The organism is Stenotrophomonas sp. GQ19 (assembly GCF_059758695.1).
The window spans coordinates 375,487-392,018 of the sequence record NZ_JCAXES010000004.1; the positions used below are offsets into that span (position 1 = coordinate 375,487).

Consider the following 16,532-nt stretch of genomic DNA (forward strand, 5'->3'; position numbering starts at 1 on the left):
TCCTGAAACAATTGGCGGCACGGCGCAAAACGCAAAACGCGCGTCTATTCGCGCGCGCTCGGGGTATTCCTGCTCGTGCATCTGACTTCCAGCCCGATGCTATCACGCGGTTTTTCGCGCGATAACCCCGTCAAAAACTGTTGCATAGCAGCATTTTGCGCGACGTTCGGTAAAAGCTGCGTTGCCACCGAGGGCCAGTCGTACAATGGCCGACATTGCCTACACGTTGCCGTGCGCTGCCTTGAAGAAGTCCGATTTCAACTACGAACTGCCGCCCGAGCTGATTGCCCAGGCGCCCCTGGCCGAACGCTCCGCCAGCCGCCTGATGCTGGTGCCGCAGGCGCCAGCCGCCTTCGATCACCGCCATGTGCGCGACCTGCCGGACCTGCTCAACCCGGGCGACCTGTTGGTGTTCAACGACACCCGCGTGATCCCCGCGCGCCTGTTCGGGCAGAAGGCCAGCGGTGGCCGGGTCGAGATCCTGATCGAGCGCCTGCTGGGCGCGCAGCAGGCCCGTGCCCAGGTGGGCGCCAGCAAGTCGCCCAAGCCCGGCAGCCGGATCGCGCTGGACGCGGGCGGCGAGGCGGAGGTGCTGGGGCGCGATGGCGAGTTCTATGTGCTGCAGTTCCACGTGCCCGAGGCACTGGAGCAGTGGCTGCTGCATGCCGGTCGGCTGCCGTTGCCGCCTTACATCCAACGTGAGCCGGGGCTGGATGACCGCGAGCGCTACCAGACCGTGTTCGCCCGGGAGGTGGGCGCGGTGGCCGCGCCGACCGCCGGCCTGCATTTCGACGAAGCGCTGCTGGCGGCCTTGAAGGACAAGGGGGTCGATTTCGGCCATGTGACCCTGCACGTGGGCGCCGGCACCTTCCAGCCGGTGCGGGTGGACGACCTCACCGACCATGTGATGCACCGCGAATGGCTGAACGTGGGCGCCGAGCTGGTCCAGCAGGTGCGCCGCACCCGGGCCGCCGGTGGGCGGGTGATCGGGGTGGGCACCACGGTGGTGCGCGCGCTGGAAAGCGCGATGCGCGACGGCGAACTGCTGCCGTATGCCGGCGAGACCCAGATTTTCATCACCCCGGGTTACCGGATCCGCAGCGTGGACGCGATGGTGACCAACTTCCATCTGCCGGAAAGCACCTTGCTGATGATGATTTCGGCGTTTGCCGGCCAGGCGCGGGTGTTCGAGGCCTACCGGGCCGCGATCGCGGAGAAGTACCGGTTCTTCAGCTACGGCGACGCGATGTTGTTGTTCCCGCAGGGGTGAATTGAGGGAAGCCGGCCCACGGGCAGCCGACCGACGGGCAGCCGACCAACGGTCGGCTCTACGTCGGCGCGCGCGCGGCCGGCCAAATGCCGGGTGCACCGTGTGGGTGGCCGATCGACGGTGGCTCCACGCGTTTGGGTAGGTACCGGCCGTTGGCCGGTACGGTTGGCGGGTCGATCCGTGCCCGTCCGGCCTCCGCCGGCCATGTCGGCCGCTTTTCGGCGATAATCGGCAATTATTTGCCCGAATCCCGCTCCATGTCCCGACTCCAGTTCCAGCTCCAGACCACCGACGGGCGTGCCCGCCGGGGCCGCCTGACCTTCCCCCGTGGCACCGTGGAAACCCCGGCCTTCATGCCGGTGGGCACCTATGGCTCGGTCAAGGGCATCCTGCCGGAGCAGATCCGGGCGCTGGGCGCGGAAATCATCCTGGGCAACACCTTCCACCTGTACCTGCGGCCGGGCCTGGACGTCATCGCCGACCACGGCGGCCTGCACGGCTTCGCGCGCTGGGATGGCCCGATCCTGACCGATTCGGGCGGTTTCCAGGTGTTCTCGCTGGCCCATCGCCGCAAGATCACCGAACAGGGCGTCACCTTCTCCTCGCCCAACGACGGCGCACGCGTCTTCCTCGGGCCGGAAGAGAGCATGCGCATCCAGAAGGTGCTCGATTCGGACGTGGTGATGATCTTCGACGAGTGCACCCCGTACCCGGCCACCGAGCCGGTGGCGCGCACCTCGATGGAGCTGAGCCTGCGCTGGGCCCAGCGCAGCCGCAACGCGCATGACGAACTGGGCAACGACGCCGCGCTGTTCGGCATCGTCCAGGGCGGGGTCCACCACGACCTGCGCAGCCGGTCGGCCGAGGGCCTGCAGAAGATCGGCTTCGACGGCTACGCCATCGGCGGGCTGGCCGTGGGCGAGCCCGAGCACGAGCGCAACGCCATGCTCGACCACATGCACCCGATCCTGCCCGCCGACCGCCCGCGCTACCTGATGGGCGTGGGGCGCCCGGAAGATCTGGTCGAAGGCGTCGCCCGTGGCGTGGACATGTTCGATTGCGTGATGCCCACCCGCAACGCCCGCAACGGCCACTATTTCACCTCGGCCGGCACCATCCGCATCCGCAACGCGCGCTACCAGCGCGACATGGACACCATCGAGCCGGGCTGCGGCTGCCACGCCTGCACCAGTGGCTACACGCGTTCCTATCTGCGCCACCTGGACCGCTGCAACGAAATGCTGGCCCCGATGCTGGGCACCATCCACAACCTGTATTACTACGAAAAGCTGATGGCCGACATGCGCGCGGCCATCGAGGCGGGAACCTTTGCCGCCTTCCGTGAGTCCTTCTACGCGGCCCGTGGCATGGCCACGCCGGCGTTGTAAGGGTCGCACGCAGTCCAAATCAGCGCGCAAACCCTGCCAAACGGCCCAAGGACGAACTCCCGGGGCCATGGCATACTTCGTGGCTGACCCCCGTTTCGCGGCGACTCCCCGGCCCACCTGGGCGGGGCGCCTCCCAACCCAAGGACACAAGATGAACCTGATCGCTTTCCTGATTCCCGCCGCCCACGCCCAAGCTGCCGGCGGCTCGCCGCAGGGCGGCATGGGTCTGACCACGCTGCTGTTCCCGATCATCCTGATCGCGATCATGTACTTCCTGATGATCCGCCCGCAGATGAAGCGCCAGAAGGAACACAAGGCGATGCTGGAGAAGATCAAGCGCGGCGACGAAGTGCTGACCAACGGCGGCATCGCCGGCACGGTCACCGACATCGGCGACAACTTCATCACCCTGGAAGTGGCTGACAACGTGCGCATCCGCGTGCAGAAGGGCGCCGTGGGCAACGTGCTGCCCACCGGCACGCTGAAGTCGGCCAACTAAGCCACTCCTTTCCGAAGCACAACCGCGGCGCCGGGATGGGCGCCGCGCGGGACCCAAGCAATGCTCGAATTTCCACGCTGGAAGTATTTCCTCATCCTGATCGTGCTGGCGCTCAGTACCCTGTATGCGCTGCCCAACGTCTATCAGAAGGACCCGGCCGTCCAGATCACCGCCAACCGTGGCGGCCAGATCGACGACGCGCTGCGTGACCAGGTGCTGGCCGACCTCAAGAAGGCCGGTATCGCCACCATGGGCGCGGAAAAGGAAGGCGACAGCCTGATCGTCCGCCTGCCGGACCTGCAGGCACAGGCCGCCGCCAGCGACACGCTGCGCGACAGCGTGGGCGAAAACTACGTGGTGGCCCTGAACCTGGCCTCGACCGTGCCGGACTGGCTGGCCAAGCTGGGCGGTCGCCCGATGGTGCTGGGCCTGGATCTGCAGGGCGGTGTGCACTTCGTGCTGCAGGTCGACCAGAAGGCTGCGCTGGACAAGCGCCTGGATGCCTACGCCGAAGACGTGCGGACCAGCCTGCGTGATGCCCGCGTGGCTTACCAGTCGGTCGAGCGTCGCCCGGACAACAGCATCGTGGCCACCATCAGCCCGTCGGCCGGCGAAGAAGCGGTCACCAAGGCGCGTGATGTGATGGCCAAGGCGCAGCCCACCCTGGGCTACAACGTCACCGGCAACCGCATCGCCATCACCGTGCCGGAAACCGAGCTGAGCCAGATCGCCAACGGTGCGATCGAGCAGAACATCAATACGCTGCGCAACCGCGTCAATCAGCTGGGTGTGGCCGAGCCGATCATCCAGCGCCAGGGTGCCGACCGCGTGGTGGTACAGCTGCCGGGCGTGCAGGACACCGCCGAAGCCAAGCGCATGATCGGTGCCACCGCGACGCTGGAATACCGCGCCGTGGTCGACGGCAACGCGCAGGACGCCATCGCCAGTGGCCGCATCCCGCCGGAAGCCAAGGTCTACCAGCGCCGTGACAACGGCGGCCCGGTGCTGCTCAACAAGCGCGTGATCGTCACCGGTGACCAGATGGTCGCCGCGCAGGCCACCACCGACCAGAACGGCTCGGCCGCGGTCAGCGTGACGTTGAACAACGTCGGCGGCCAGCGCATGTTCGACTTCACCAGCGCCAACGTGAACAAGCCGATGGCCGTGGTCTACACCGAGCGCATCCCGACGGTGACCATGGTCGATGGCAAGGAAGTGCGCAGCTTCCGCGTCAAGGAAGAGGTCATCTCGGTGGCCAACATCAACGGCGTGTTCGGCAAGAACTTCCAGACCACCGGTCTGGAGAAGAAAGAAGCCGAAGACCTGGCCAAGCTGCTGAAGTCCGGCTCGCTCGCCGCGCCCATGGACTTCGTGGAAGAGCGCGTGGTCGGCCCGAGCCTGGGTGCCGAGAACGTGCAGAACGGTATTACCGCCGTGGTCTACGCGTTCCTGTTCACCCTGGTGTTCTTCAGCGTGTACTACCGCATGTTCGGCGTGATCACCTCGCTGGCGATGCTGTTCAACCTGCTGATCGTGGTGGCGGTGATGTCGATGTTCGGTGCCACCATGACCCTGCCGGGCTTTGCCGGTCTGGCGTTGTCGGTGGGCCTGTCGGTCGACGCCAACGTCCTGATCAACGAGCGTATCCGTGAAGAGCTGCGGGCCGGCATGCCGGGCAAGACCGCCATCGTGACCGGTTACGACCGCGCCAGCGGCACCATCCTCGACGCCAACCTGACCGGCCTGATCGTCGGCGTGGCCCTGTACGCATTCGGTACCGGTCCGCTGAAGGGCTTCGCGCTGACCATGATCATCGGTATTTTCGCCTCGATGTTCACTGCGATCACCGTATCGCGCGCCCTGGCGACGCTGATCTACGGCCGTCGCAAGAAGCTCCAGAACGTGGCCATCTGACGGGACGACTCGCACAATGAAACTGTTTCCGCTGCACATCCTCCCGAACGACACCAAGATCGACTTCATGCGGTGGCGTCATGCCGCCATGGTGGTCACCCTGCTGCTGTTCATCGGTTCGATCGCACTGATCGCCACCAAGGGCTTCAACTACGCGCTGGATTTCACCGGCGGCACCCTGATCGAGGCCCGTTTCGAGCGCAAGGTGGACGTCGAAGACGTCCGCGCCAAGCTCGAAGCCAATGGCTTCGAAGGCGCCCAGGTGCAGAGCTTCGGTGGCAACACCGACCTGCTGATCCGTCTGGCGCCGCAGGGCGAGCACGCACCGGGCACCGGCAATTCGGCCAGTGACCAGCGCACCGCCGCTGCGGTGGTCAAGGCGATCTCGCTGAGCGACAACCAGGCCACCATCCAGCGCAACGAGTTCGTTGGTCCGCAGGTCGGCAAGGACCTGGCGATGAACGGGCTGTACGCCACGCTGTTCATGCTGGTGGGCTTCCTGATCTACATCGCGTTCCGCTTCGAGTGGAAGTTCGCGATCACCGCCAGCATCGTGGCGCTGTTCGATCTGCTGGTAACGGTGGCCTACATCTCGGCCACCGGCCGCGAGTTCGACCTCACCGTGCTGGCCGGCCTGCTGTCGGTGATGGGCTTTGCCATCAACGACATCATCGTGGTGTTCGACCGCGTCCGCGAAAACTTCCGCAGCCTGCGCGTGGAGCCGCTGGAAGTGCTGAACCGTTCGATCAACCAGACGCTGTCGCGTACGGTGATCACCGCGGTGATGTTCTTCCTGTCGGCACTGGCGCTGTACATGTACGGCGGCACCTCGATGGAAGGCCTGGCCGAAACCCACATGGTGGGCGCGGTGATCGTGGTGCTGTCCTCGATCCTGGTGGCCGTGCCGATGCTGACCATCGGCGCCCTGCGCGTGACCAAGCAGGACCTGCTGCCCAAGGCCAAGGACATCGAGGCGCTCGAGCGTCGTCCGTAAGCCACCGGCTGCATGAAGTACCTGAAAAGCCGCGCCCTGCGCGGCTTTTCTTTTGCGCGGCGGTAAAAGCCCAGCCGGGCAGAGCCCGGCTCTACGGATGTGTGGCAGCCGGGCAGAGCCCGGCTCTACGGGGCGTCACAGCGCGTAGAGCCGGGCTCTGCCCGGCTGCTCTTCTCTCCGCGGGCGACCCACTGTCGGGCGAGGGACGGGATGGGCGTGGCAGGACCGTTGGGCCGCATGGATGCGGACCACGAGCCCCCAAGGACGGGTTTACGGCGTGTCCCGCCATGCACATCCCGTCCCTCGCAACACCGGGGCAAGCAACCCGCCATACACCCCCGTCGGTTGTGAAACACCGCCCCGCACACTACGATCCCATGCGTTCCGCGCAGCCGCCCCGGTGGCGCGCACCGCCCCTTTTCATCGCGCAGGCCCGGCCTGCGCCAGTCCAAACGAGGTTTCCATGGTCATCAAACCGCGTGTGCGCGGCTTCATCTGCGTCACCACCCATCCCGTCGGCTGCGATGCGGCCGTCAAGCAGCAGATCGAATACATCCAGGCCAAGCCGAAGATCGCCAATGGCCCCAAGAAGGTGCTGGTGCTCGGCGCCTCCACCGGCTACGGCCTGGCCGCGCGCATCACCGCCGCTTTCGGCAGCGATGCCGCCACGCTGGGTGTGTTCTTCGAGCGCCCGGGCACCGAAACCAAGCCCGGCACGGCCGGCTGGTACAACACCGCGGCCTTCCACAAGTACGCCGAGCAGGCCGGCCTGTACGCCAAGAGCGTCAACGGCGATGCCTTCTCCGATGAAGTGAAGGCCAAGGTCATCGAACTGATCAAGCAGGACCTGGGCCAGGTCGACCAGGTGGTGTACAGCCTGGCCGCGCCGCGCCGCAAGCATCCCAAGACCGGCGAGATCATCAGCTCCACGCTCAAGCCGATCGGTGCGCCGATCACCCTGCGCGGCCTGGACACCGACAAGGAAGTGATCACCCAGACCACCATTGAGCCGGCGACCCCGGAAGAAGTGGCCGGCACGGTGGCGGTGATGGGCGGCGAAGACTGGCAGATGTGGATCGACGCGCTGCTGGAAGCGGGCGTGCTGGCCGACGGCGCCACCACCACCGCCTTCACCTATGTGGGCGAAGAAATCACCCAGGCCATCTACTGGAACGGCTCGATCGGCGCGGCCAAGAAGGACCTGGACAACAAGGTACTGGGCCTGCGTGAAAAGCTGCAGGCGATTGGCGGCGATGCGCGCGTGTCGGTGCTCAAGGCGGTGGTCACCCAGGCCAGCTCGGCCATCCCGACCATGCCGCTGTACCTGTCGCTGCTGTTCAAGGTGATGAAGGCCAAGGGCACCCACGAAGGCTGCATCGAGCAGCTCGATACGCTGTATGACATCGTCTACGGCGGCAAGGACACCGGCACCGCAACCGAACGCCTGCGCCACGCGCTCACCGATGGCGACCGCCAGGTTGACCTGATCGACGACGCGGGCCGCCTGCGTGCGGACTACAAGGAAATGGCGCCGGACGTGCAGGGCGAAGTGGTGGCCCTGTGGCCGCAGGTGACCAACGAGAACCTGTACGAGATCAGCGACCTGGCCGGCTACAAGGCCGACTTCCTGCGCCTGTTCGGGTTCGGCGTGGACGGCGTGGATTACGACGCCGACGTGGCCACCGACGTGCAGATTCCAAACCTGGTCGACATGGCCTGACCCAGGGCGCCCCAGCAGGGGCGCGCCTGAGCTGCACTGCAAACGCCGGGATTACCCGGCGTTTGTCGTTTGCGTCCGCGGCGGCTGTCCACGTGCGGTCAGCACCACCGCCAGAATCAGCGCGGCGCCGGCACAGCCGGCCGACGTCCACAGCATGATGCTCAGTCCCGGCCCGTCCATCAGCTGGCCGCCGCTCCATGAGCCCAACGCGATGCCGACGTTGAACACGCCGACATAGAGCGCGCTGGCCATTTCAACGGCGTGCGGCGCGGCCCGCATCACCCAGGTCATCAACGCCACCGACACCCCGCCGTAGGCCAGCCCCCAGACCAGCAGCACGGCGGTGCCACCGGCGACCGTGTCACCGATGGTCAGGAACAGCACCGGCGTGAGCAGCAGGCCCAACGCAATGGCCGCGACCGTCGGTGCCGTGCGACGCGCAGCCGCGGTGCCAGCGAGGAAATTGCCGCCGATGCCCGCGATGCCATAGCCGAACAGCACCGCACCCATCCAGCGCGGATCGATGCCGGCCACGCCGACCAGCAGCGGCCGCACGAAGGTGAAGGTCATGAAGTGGCCGCCGACCAGCAGCAGCGTCAACAGCAACCCTGCCTGCAACGCCCGGTTGCCCAGCTGCGCGCGCAACTGGCGCAGGGTAGGCGAGGACGCTACCGGCAGCGCGGGCATCGCCAGAAGATGCAGTGCCAGCACCGCAGCGCTGAACAGCGCCATGCCGGCAAAGGCCCATCGCCAGCCGGCCAGGTCGCCGATCCAGGTACCCAGCGGCACGCCCAGCACCGACGCCGCCGCGACACCGCCGAAGATGATCGACGTGGCCAGGCCCACGCCCTCGGGCGGCACCAGCCGCGCCGCCAGGCCACCGGCGATGGCCCAGATGCCCCCCATGCAGAACCCCACCAGCACCCGGGCGGCGAGCAGCCAGTAAATGTCCACCGCCAGCGCCGAGGCCAGGTTGGCGACCACCAGCAGGGCCAGCAAGCCCGCCAGGATCCAGCGGCGGTCAATGCCCCCGGCGCCGATCACCGCGATGGGGGCGAACAACGCGGCCAGCAGCGCCGGTAGCGAGAGCGTCAGACCCACGGTGCCGGTGCGGGTGCCCAACTGTTCGGCGATGCTCGACAACAGGCCGACCGGCAGCATTTCGGTGGTGACCACCGAGAACGTGGCCAGGCCGGCAGCCACCACCGCCAACCATGGACGCGGTGCGAAGGAGGGGGCAATGGAAACGCGGGTCATCGGTCCGATCCTGCAGCAAGCGTGGCGGGCGCTTCGGCCGCACCGGGTGCGGTGCCAGTCTTGCCGGGCAGCCGCTGATGTACCCACAGCGTGGTGATCACCACCAACGCCGCACCGGTCACGGCGACCCCGAACCCTGCGCGTGCACCGGCGATATCCACGATCTGGCCAGCACCGGCCGCACCCATCGCCACGCCCACGTTGAGACCGGCCAGCAGCCAGGTCATGCCTTCGGTCAGCCGATGCGCAGGCACCAGCCGTTCCACGATCGACATCGCCACGATCATGGTCGGGGCGAAGAACACCCCGGCCACCAGCACGGCCACCGCGAGCGCGGCGATGCTGTCCACCTGCAGCAGGGGCAGGGTGGACAGCGCGGTGGCCATGCCGCCCAGCAACAGCAGGCGCCGCAGCGGCCAACGCAGCGACACCGCACCGAACAAGAGGCCGGCCACGCACGAGCCCAGTGCATAGGCGGACAGCACCGCGCTGGCGGCACCGGGCACGCCGCGCTGCTCGGCGAAGGCGACACTGGTGATGTCCACGGTGCCGACAATCACGCCCATTGCCACCATCAGCAACGCCAGCAGACGCACGTTCGCCACGCCGAGCGCCGACCCGTGGCTGTCCCCCGCATCGATGGGCTGCAGCGGCGGTTCGCTGCCGCGTTGCACGACCAGCGCGGCAACGCCCAGGGCCAAGAGCACGGCGGCGACGAACAGGCCGGCCAGCGGATCGATCGCCACCGACAGCCCCACCGCCAGCGGCGGACCGGCAATGAAGGTCACTTCGTCCAGCACGGTTTCCAGTGAGTAGGCGGTCTGCAGGCGCGGTTGCCCCCGGAACATCGCGGCCCAGCGCGCGCGCACCATCGCCGACATGCTCGGCATGGACCCGGCCAGCACCGCCCCGGCAAACAGTGTCCATGCCGGTGCCTGCCGCCAAGCGGCCGCGAGCAGCAGCGCCATGCCCAACACACTGATCGCCGTGGCGACCGGCAGCACGCGCGATTGCCCGTGGCGGTCCACCAGGCGTGAGATCTGCGGCGACAGCAGCGCGTAGGTGAGGACGAAGGTGGCGGCCACGCTGCCGGCCAGGGCGTAGCTGCCGCGCAGTTGCGCAAGCAGGGTGATGATGCCGATGCCGGTCATCGGCAGGGGCAGGCGCGCCAGCAGCCCGGCAAGGGCGAAGCGCCCGGTTCCGGGGGCGGCGAACAAAATTCGGTACGGGGCGAACATCGGGTTTCTCCAGGATTCGGCCGTCGGCCCGATGGGCGGACGAACATACATACGACATGTATGAATAAAATCCTATATACATACGGGGTGAATGTAAATAATCATACGTGCCGTATGTAAGGAGTTGACCGGATGGCCCGCCGTACCCGTGCCGAGATGGAAGAAACCCGCGCGGCCCTGTTGGCGACCGCGCACGCCGTGTTCACCGCGCAGGGCTATGCGGACGCCTCGATGGACGATCTGACCGCGCAGGCCGGGCTCACCCGGGGCGCGCTGTATCACCACTTCGGCGACAAGAAGGGATTGCTGCAGGCCCTGGTGGCGCAGCTGGACGCCGCCATGGACGCCCGTCTTCAGACGATTTCGGCCACTGCGGCCGACCCATGGGACGGGTTCCGCAGCCGCTGCCATGCCTACCTGCAGATGGCGCTGGAGCCGGACATCCAGCGCATCGTGCTGCGCGATGCGCGCGCGGTGCTGGGCGGGGCATCACCGGAAGCGCAGCGCCATTGCGTCGCCTCGATGCAGGGCCTGATCGAAAACCTCATGCGCCTGGGCGTAGTGGCGGACGCCAACCCGCAGGCGCTGGCCTCGCTGATTTACGGCAGTCTGGCCGAAGCAGCGTTCTGGATTGCCGAGGACCCCGAGGCGACCGAGCGTCTGAGCCAGGCACAAGCCGCGCTTGATCTGCTGCTGGGCGGCCTGCTGGCCACCCGGTAGCGGGTCACGACCGTTGGTCGTGACGCCCCTTACGCGAAATCGAAATTCATCACCGGCCCGGCGGGGCCGACGAAGTCGCCCTGCACGTAGTCCACCCCGGCACTGAACAACAGACTCATCGAGTTCGCATCGGCGACGAACTCGGCGATGGTGCGGATGTTGGCCGACTGCGCACGTGCGGTGATTTCGCTGATCTTCTCGCTGTGCTCGCGGGTGCTGGCCACATCGCGGGTGAAGTCGCGGTCCAGCTTGAGGAACTGCGGCTGGAAGTGCGCCAGCAGCTGGAACGAATCCAGCCCCGATCCGAACTGCTCCAGGCCGATCCGGCAGCCCAGCGGCGCCACCTCGGCCAGGAACTGCTGGGCATTGCGCAGGTGGGTGAACACCTTCGCTTCCGGCGCATGCAGCCACAGCCGCTCGCCGGGCACGCCCTGGGCCTGCAGTTCGCGGCGCAGGGTGGCCACCATCTGCGGGTCGTTGAACGATTCGGGGGTGATCTTGACCATCATGTGGGTGGGGTGGCCGGCGCGCTCGCGCTCGCCCAGCACGCCGATGGCGTGCGCCACCACCCAGCGGTTGATGTCGGCCAGCAGCCCATGTTCTTCGGCGATGCCCAGGAACGCGGTGGGGCTGAGCAGCTCGCCGTTGTTGTCCAGGCGCAGGTACGCCTCGTACAGCTCCAGCGGCTCGCCCTGCAGGCTCAGCACCGGCTGGTAGTGCAACTGGAAGCCGTCGCCGCCCAGCGCTTCGCGGATGCGGGTGACCCAGCGCTGGATGCGTTCTTCTTCCACCCGGTCGATGGCGGCCGGATCGAAGATGCGGGTGGTGTTGCCCAGTTCCGACGCCGCCTGCTGGCATTCGGTGGCGCGCGCCAGCACCTGGCCGATGCTGGCGATCTTCTCGCCCACCTGTACGCCGCCGATGCTGACGGTCACCGTGGCCGAGCGCTCGCCGATGCTGAACACCTGGCCGGCGAACGCGTCGCGGATCTGGTCGGCCAGGGCCACCGTCTGCGCGTAGGCGCCTTCGGTCAGCACCGCAAAGCTGTGCTCGCCAAAGCGGGCCACCTGTGCCACATCGCCGACGCTGGCGGCCAGCACCTGGCCCAGCGCGCCGATCAGCGCATCGGCCGAATCCAGCCCGATGTCCGGCAGCAGGCGCGCGTAGTGGTCCGGCTCGATCAGCAGCAGGCCGAACTGGCCCTCGCTGCGGCCGGCCTGGGCCACCGCGTTCTCCACGTGCAGCATGAAGGTGGGGCGGTTGAGCAGGCCGGTGACCTGGTCGCGCTGGCGCAGGTCTTCGACCTCGCGGGCCAGTTCCGGGTCGAACTCCATCCGCCGGCGGCGGAACACCACCTGCAGGCAGGATTCGCCTTCGTAGCTGGCCTGGGTGAATTCCATGGTGGCCGGGAACACCGCGCCGTCCTGGTTGCGCGCATCCACCTGGTACTGCGGCGGTGGCGCCTCACCCTTGCTCATGGACTTGAGCAGCTGCTTGAAGCCGTCCACGTGCTGCGGGGCCACCATGTCCAGCAGCGAAATACCTTCGACGTCGTCGAAGGATTCGTAGCCGAACATCTCCAGGTAGGCCTCGTTGGCGCGGATGTGCATGCCTTCGTGGACGTAGGCGATGGGGTCGCGCGAGGAGGAGATCAGGGCATCGCAGCGGCGTTCGGTTTCGCGCATCTGCGCTTCGATGCGGCGCAGCCCGCGGCGCGCGTGCAGGTCGGTCCACTCGTTGCGCACCACCGCCAGCAGGTGCTCGGGGCGGTTGCGCAGGGCGATGGCGCGGATGCCGTTGGCCCCGGCTTCCACCCATTCGTTCTCGTCGATCGACTCGGCCAGCAGGATCATCGGGATGTCCTTGCCGCTGGCCGCGATCTGCTGGGTGACCAGCAGCAGCGGAATGCTCTGCGCAGGCGCGGCCAGCACCAGGTCGATCGGCTGGCTGCCCAGGATCTGGGCCAGCTCCTCGGCGTGCTGCGGGCGCGCCGGGCGCACCGCGATGCCGCTGTTGCGCAGCGTGCTGACGATGGTTTCAGCGTTTTCACCGCTGTCATCCACGATCAGCAGGCGCACGGTCATGTCATTCGTGTTCTGCATTCACTACTCCCCGGACTGCAAACTTGATACACGATGGCTGTGGATACGTCCATGCGGCAAACGGTAGCCGGTCACGAATCCGCCGCCGGCTTACACCACCTGGCCTGCGGCATGGCCGCTGGCCCAGGCCCACTGGAAGTTGTACCCGCCCAACCAGCCGGTCACGTCCAGCACTTCCCCCACGAAGTGCAGGCCGGGAACCAACTGCGATTCAAACGTACTGGACGACACCTTGCGGGTGTCCACGCCCCCCAGGGTGACCTCGGCGGTACGGTAACCCTCGGTGCCGCTGGCCACCAGCGGGAAGCCCTGCAGCAAGGCCGCGGCCTCGCGCAGCTGCGGTTCGTCGATCTGCTTGACCGGGCGGTCGGGCAGCCAGTGCTCGCACAGGCGCAGCGCCAGCCGCCGCGGCAGCACTTCGGACAGCACCGTGCGCAGTTCGGCCGCGCCGCGGTCGCGCTTCATCGCGCGCAGCCAGCCTTCCGCGTCCTGGCCTGGCAGCAAGTCCAGGCGCAGGTCGTCGCCGGGCTGCCAGAACGACGAGATCTGCAGGATGGCCGGGCCGCTGATGCCGCGGTGGGTGATCAGCATGGAGTTGCTGAAGGCCACATCGTTGCAGCGCGCCGTCACCGGCAGGGCCACCCCGCTGAGGTCGTTGAAGCGTTCCTGGTGCTTGCCGCTCAGGGTCAGCGGGACCAGCCCGGCGCGCGTGGGCAGCACCTCATGCCCGAACTGGCGGGCCAGCTCGTAGCCGAAGCCGCTGGCGCCCAGGCTGGGGATGGACAGCCCGCCGGTGGCCACCACCAGCGAGGCGGCATGGAACTGCCCCTGTGCGGTGGTGACATGGAAACCGTCGCTGCCGCGTTCGACCTTGGTCACCCCGCAGTCGGTGCGCACCTGCACGCCGGCGGCCTGGCACTCGTCCATCAGCATGCGCACGATCTGCTTGGAGGAGATGTCGCAGAACAGCTGGCCCAGTTCCTTCTCGTGGTAGGCGATGCCGTGGCGTTCGACCATCTCGATGAAGTGCCACGGCGTATACCGGGCCAGCGCCGACTTGCAGAAGTGCGGGTTGGCCGAGAGGAAATTGGCCGGCGTGGTGCCGGTGTTGGTGAAGTTGCAGCGCCCGCCGCCGGACATCAGGATCTTCTTGCCAACCTTGTTGGCATGGTCGATCACCTGCACCATGCGGCCGCGTTGGCCGGCGGTGAGCGCGCACATCAGCCCGGCCGCGCCGGCGCCGATCACCAGCACGTCGCATGCAATGGGCTTCATCGCCTGGCTCATTCCTTGATGCGCTTACGCCAGGTCGGGATCACGTCCAGCTGCATCTGGTCGTTGATCAGCTGCACTTCGCCATCCTGGATCAGCACATTCCAGCGCATGGCGCGCTGGATCTGCTCGGCCCAGCGTTCCACGAAGGTGCTGTCCAGATCCAGCACCGAGAGGTTGTCGAAGCGCTCCAGGCCCTTGGCCTGCTTGCTCCACCAGATATCGGCGCCGTGCCCGGCGAAGGTGATCACCTGCACCTGCCGGCTGCGGTTGCAGGCTTTGCGGATGCGCGATTCGTCGGGCTGGCCCAGGTCGATCCACTGCAGGATGTCGCCGGTGTAGTCGCGGTGCCACAGGTCCGGCTCGTCGTCGGTACTCAGGCCGCGGCCGAACTCCAGGCGGTCCTCTGCATTCAGCGCGAAGGCCAGCAGGCGCACCATCAGTCGCTCATCGTTTTCCGACGGGTGCTGGGCCAGGGTCAGGTTATGGGTCGCGTAGTAGCCGCGATCCATATCGCTGATCTGCAGTTCGGCCTTGCGGATGGTGGCGGTGAGGGCCATGGGGATACCGGGAGCAAAGAGGACCATGATAGTGGTTTGCCCCGGGGGTGTCCGGCACGATGCTTCTGGAGGAGGGCGTTTGGTGGCACGCTGGGCCCTTCGCGGTCCGGTTGTCGCCCTGCATGTCACGTTCCCCGCCACGCCGTCTGGTCATCGACGGTACTCCCTTCATCTGCAGCGTCCGGCGTGGGCCGGTCAGCGCCGACCCGGCCTGCACGGTGCTGTCGGCTTACGGTGCCGGGCGCCGCCTGCGTATCCGCTTCGCTGCCGATCCGGCAAGCGGTCGCCTGTCAGGCGACGCGGGGCTGGCCACGGGCAGCGTGCGGACTGCCGGCGGTCAGTGGGTCAACCTGCACCGGCCGGCGGTGATGCGCGCGCTGATCGACGCCGGGCTGGCTGCAGCCGATGTGCGGGGCGATGAGCGCGATGGCTGGGCATTGCTGGCGGTGGCCGCGCTGCCTGCCGACGCCGACGCCGACGCTCGCAGCGGGGCCCCGGCATGACCCCGCCCAGTCGGCTGCAGCTGCCGCCGGGCGCGTGGGCAACGCTGCTCGACGGCCTGTGCGCGCGCTTCCCGCGGATCGACCGGGCGCAATGGGAAAGCCGCTTTGCACGCGGGCGGGTGCTGGACGCGCAGGGCAGGGCGCTGGCGCCGGACCGGGCGTGGCAGGTGGGGTTGGAGATCCAGTACTTCCGTGAGGTGGCCGAGGAGCCGGTGATTCCGTTCCTTGAAACGGTGGTGCATCAGGATGCGCATCTGTTGGTGGCTGACAAGCCGCACTTCCTGCCGGTGACCCCGGCCGGGTCGCATGTGCGCGAAACCCTGCTGGCGCGGCTGGTGGCGCGCACCGGCAATGCGGACCTGGTGCCGCTGCACCGGCTGGACCGCCTCACCGCCGGGCTGGTGCTGTTCTCGACCCGCCCCGATTCCCGTGACGCCTACCAGCGGCTGTTCCGCGAGCGACGCATCGACAAGACCTACGAGGCGTTGGCCCCGGCGCTGCCCGGGCGAACCTTTCCGCTGGAGCGGCATACCCGGCTGGTAGCGGGCGAACCGTTCTTCCGCATGGCCGAAGTGCCCGGTGAGCCCAATGCCCGCACCCGCATCGAGGTCATCGACGCCGACGGCCCGATCTGGCGCTACCGGCTGCACCCCGAGTCCGGCCGCAAACACCAGTTGCGCGTGCACATGGCCGCGCTGGGCGCCCCGATCGAGGGCGACGACCTGTACCCGGTGCTGCGCACGGCGGGCGAGGGCGCGGCTGAGGCACCGCTTCAACTGCTGGCCCAGGCGCTGGCATTCCTCGACCCGCTGACCGGCGAACCGCGTCATTTCAGCAGCGACCAGCAGCTCACAGCCAACGTGGTGGCCCCCCGGTAGTGCCGGCCGCTGGCCGGCTCCCGCAAAAACCCCGTAGCGCCGGGCTCTGCCCGGCCCCCGCAAAAACCGGTAGTGCCGGCCGCTGGCCGGCTCCCGGCGACGCCTGGATTCATGCAGAGCCGGCCAGCGGCCGGCAGCCCACGTGGTGCCCGGATTTCATGAGGAGCCGGCCAGCGGCCGGCACTACCGGGGTGCTCGAATTTCATGAGGAGCCGGC

Annotated in this window: 14 protein-coding genes; 9 read left to right on the forward strand and 5 right to left on the reverse strand. The window is 67.6% G+C overall.

Annotated features, from left to right (window positions below; all coding sequences use genetic code 11):
- Window positions 1-205 precede the first annotated feature (205 nt).
- From queA to fabV, 6 genes are all read left to right on the forward strand, one after another.
- Window positions 206-1,270 (forward strand): tRNA preQ1(34) S-adenosylmethionine ribosyltransferase-isomerase QueA, encoded by a 1,065-nt coding sequence (gene queA, locus AC6CHL_RS11080; RefSeq protein ID WP_137189235.1) that lies wholly within the window; start codon window positions 206-208, stop codon window positions 1,268-1,270.
- A gap of 257 nt (window positions 1,271-1,527) precedes the next feature.
- A complete protein-coding gene (gene tgt / locus AC6CHL_RS11085) occupies window positions 1,528-2,658 on the forward strand; it encodes a tRNA guanosine(34) transglycosylase Tgt (RefSeq protein ID WP_128096752.1) in 1,131 nt (376 codons plus the stop codon).
- Between the two features lie 151 nt (window positions 2,659-2,809).
- Window positions 2,810-3,157, forward strand: coding sequence for a preprotein translocase subunit YajC (gene yajC, locus AC6CHL_RS11090; RefSeq protein WP_038688897.1), 348 nt, complete (start codon window positions 2,810-2,812; stop codon window positions 3,155-3,157).
- Between the two features lie 60 nt (window positions 3,158-3,217).
- A complete protein-coding gene (gene secD / locus AC6CHL_RS11095; protein WP_498294362.1) occupies window positions 3,218-5,071 on the forward strand; it encodes a protein translocase subunit SecD in 1,854 nt (617 codons plus the stop codon).
- 16 nt (window positions 5,072-5,087) lie between these two features.
- On the forward strand, window positions 5,088-6,065 hold the full coding sequence (gene secF, locus AC6CHL_RS11100; protein ID WP_038688893.1) for a protein translocase subunit SecF: 978 nt from the start codon (window positions 5,088-5,090) through the stop codon (window positions 6,063-6,065).
- A 463-nt stretch (window positions 6,066-6,528) separates the two neighbouring features.
- The gene (gene fabV, locus AC6CHL_RS11105; RefSeq protein ID WP_038688887.1) at window positions 6,529-7,785 is read left to right on the forward strand and encodes an enoyl-ACP reductase FabV; all 1,257 of its coding nucleotides are present in this window, start codon (window positions 6,529-6,531) and stop codon (window positions 7,783-7,785) included.
- 51 nt (window positions 7,786-7,836) lie between these two features.
- Here the strand turns inward: fabV and AC6CHL_RS11110 are convergent, their stop codons facing one another.
- A complete protein-coding gene (locus AC6CHL_RS11110) occupies window positions 7,837-9,042 on the reverse strand; it encodes an MFS transporter (protein ID WP_498294363.1) in 1,206 nt (401 codons plus the stop codon).
- Window positions 9,039-10,280, reverse strand: coding sequence for an MFS transporter (locus AC6CHL_RS11115; protein ID WP_498294364.1), 1,242 nt, complete (start codon window positions 10,278-10,280; stop codon window positions 9,039-9,041). The genes AC6CHL_RS11110 and AC6CHL_RS11115 overlap by 4 nt, the downstream gene beginning before the upstream one ends.
- Window positions 10,281-10,412: 132 nt before the next feature.
- Here AC6CHL_RS11115 and AC6CHL_RS11120 point away from each other — a divergent pair, with 132 nt between their 5' ends.
- Window positions 10,413-11,000, forward strand: coding sequence for a TetR/AcrR family transcriptional regulator (locus AC6CHL_RS11120; protein WP_498294365.1), 588 nt, complete (start codon window positions 10,413-10,415; stop codon window positions 10,998-11,000).
- 29 nt (window positions 11,001-11,029) lie between these two features.
- Here AC6CHL_RS11120 and AC6CHL_RS11125 read toward each other — a convergent pair whose 3' ends face one another.
- The 3 genes from AC6CHL_RS11125 to AC6CHL_RS11135 form a co-directional block, all read right to left on the reverse strand.
- Window positions 11,030-13,102, reverse strand: a complete 2,073-nt coding sequence (locus AC6CHL_RS11125) for a GGDEF/EAL domain-containing response regulator (protein ID WP_313243934.1) — start codon at window positions 13,100-13,102, stop codon at window positions 11,030-11,032.
- 90 nt (window positions 13,103-13,192) lie between these two features.
- Window positions 13,193-14,377, reverse strand: coding sequence for a BaiN/RdsA family NAD(P)/FAD-dependent oxidoreductase (locus tag AC6CHL_RS11130; RefSeq protein WP_102100685.1), 1,185 nt, complete (start codon window positions 14,375-14,377; stop codon window positions 13,193-13,195).
- A gap of 8 nt (window positions 14,378-14,385) precedes the next feature.
- Complete coding sequence (locus AC6CHL_RS11135) at window positions 14,386-14,934, reverse strand: YaeQ family protein (protein WP_038688875.1); 549 nt, start codon at window positions 14,932-14,934, stop codon at window positions 14,386-14,388.
- A gap of 122 nt (window positions 14,935-15,056) precedes the next feature.
- On the opposite strand from AC6CHL_RS11135, the gene AC6CHL_RS11140 reads away from it, so the two are divergent.
- Both AC6CHL_RS11140 and AC6CHL_RS11145 read left to right on the forward strand, forming a co-directional pair.
- The gene (locus AC6CHL_RS11140; RefSeq protein ID WP_498294366.1) at window positions 15,057-15,437 is read left to right on the forward strand and encodes a hypothetical protein; all 381 of its coding nucleotides are present in this window, start codon (window positions 15,057-15,059) and stop codon (window positions 15,435-15,437) included.
- A complete protein-coding gene (locus AC6CHL_RS11145; RefSeq protein WP_498294367.1) occupies window positions 15,434-16,315 on the forward strand; it encodes a pseudouridine synthase in 882 nt (293 codons plus the stop codon). The genes AC6CHL_RS11140 and AC6CHL_RS11145 overlap by 4 nt, the downstream gene beginning before the upstream one ends.
- Window positions 16,316-16,532 lie beyond the last annotated feature (217 nt).

Excerpts from the sequence above, each read along its gene's own strand:
- AC6CHL_RS11125 (WP_313243934.1), bottom strand. The coding sequence starts at position 13,102 with ATGCAGAACACGAATGACATGACCGTGCGCCTGCTGATCGTGGATGAC.
- AC6CHL_RS11135 (WP_038688875.1), bottom strand. The coding sequence starts at position 14,934 with ATGGCCCTCACCGCCACCATCCGCAAGGCCGAACTGCAGATCAGCGAT.
- AC6CHL_RS11115 (WP_498294364.1), bottom strand. The coding sequence starts at position 10,280 with ATGTTCGCCCCGTACCGAATTTTGTTCGCCGCCCCCGGAACCGGGCGC.
- AC6CHL_RS11145 (WP_498294367.1), top strand. The coding sequence starts at position 15,434 with ATGACCCCGCCCAGTCGGCTGCAGCTGCCGCCGGGCGCGTGGGCAACG.
- AC6CHL_RS11120 (WP_498294365.1), top strand. The coding sequence starts at position 10,413 with ATGGCCCGCCGTACCCGTGCCGAGATGGAAGAAACCCGCGCGGCCCTG.
- secD (WP_498294362.1), top strand. The coding sequence starts at position 3,218 with ATGCTCGAATTTCCACGCTGGAAGTATTTCCTCATCCTGATCGTGCTG.
- AC6CHL_RS11130 (WP_102100685.1), bottom strand. The coding sequence starts at position 14,377 with ATGAAGCCCATTGCATGCGACGTGCTGGTGATCGGCGCCGGCGCGGCC.
- queA (WP_137189235.1), top strand. The coding sequence starts at position 206 with ATGGCCGACATTGCCTACACGTTGCCGTGCGCTGCCTTGAAGAAGTCC.
- tgt (WP_128096752.1), top strand. The coding sequence starts at position 1,528 with ATGTCCCGACTCCAGTTCCAGCTCCAGACCACCGACGGGCGTGCCCGC.
- secF (WP_038688893.1), top strand. The coding sequence starts at position 5,088 with ATGAAACTGTTTCCGCTGCACATCCTCCCGAACGACACCAAGATCGAC.
- AC6CHL_RS11140 (WP_498294366.1), top strand. The coding sequence starts at position 15,057 with ATGTCACGTTCCCCGCCACGCCGTCTGGTCATCGACGGTACTCCCTTC.
- yajC (WP_038688897.1), top strand. The coding sequence starts at position 2,810 with ATGAACCTGATCGCTTTCCTGATTCCCGCCGCCCACGCCCAAGCTGCC.
- AC6CHL_RS11110 (WP_498294363.1), bottom strand. The coding sequence starts at position 9,042 with ATGACCCGCGTTTCCATTGCCCCCTCCTTCGCACCGCGTCCATGGTTG.
- fabV (WP_038688887.1), top strand. The coding sequence starts at position 6,529 with ATGGTCATCAAACCGCGTGTGCGCGGCTTCATCTGCGTCACCACCCAT.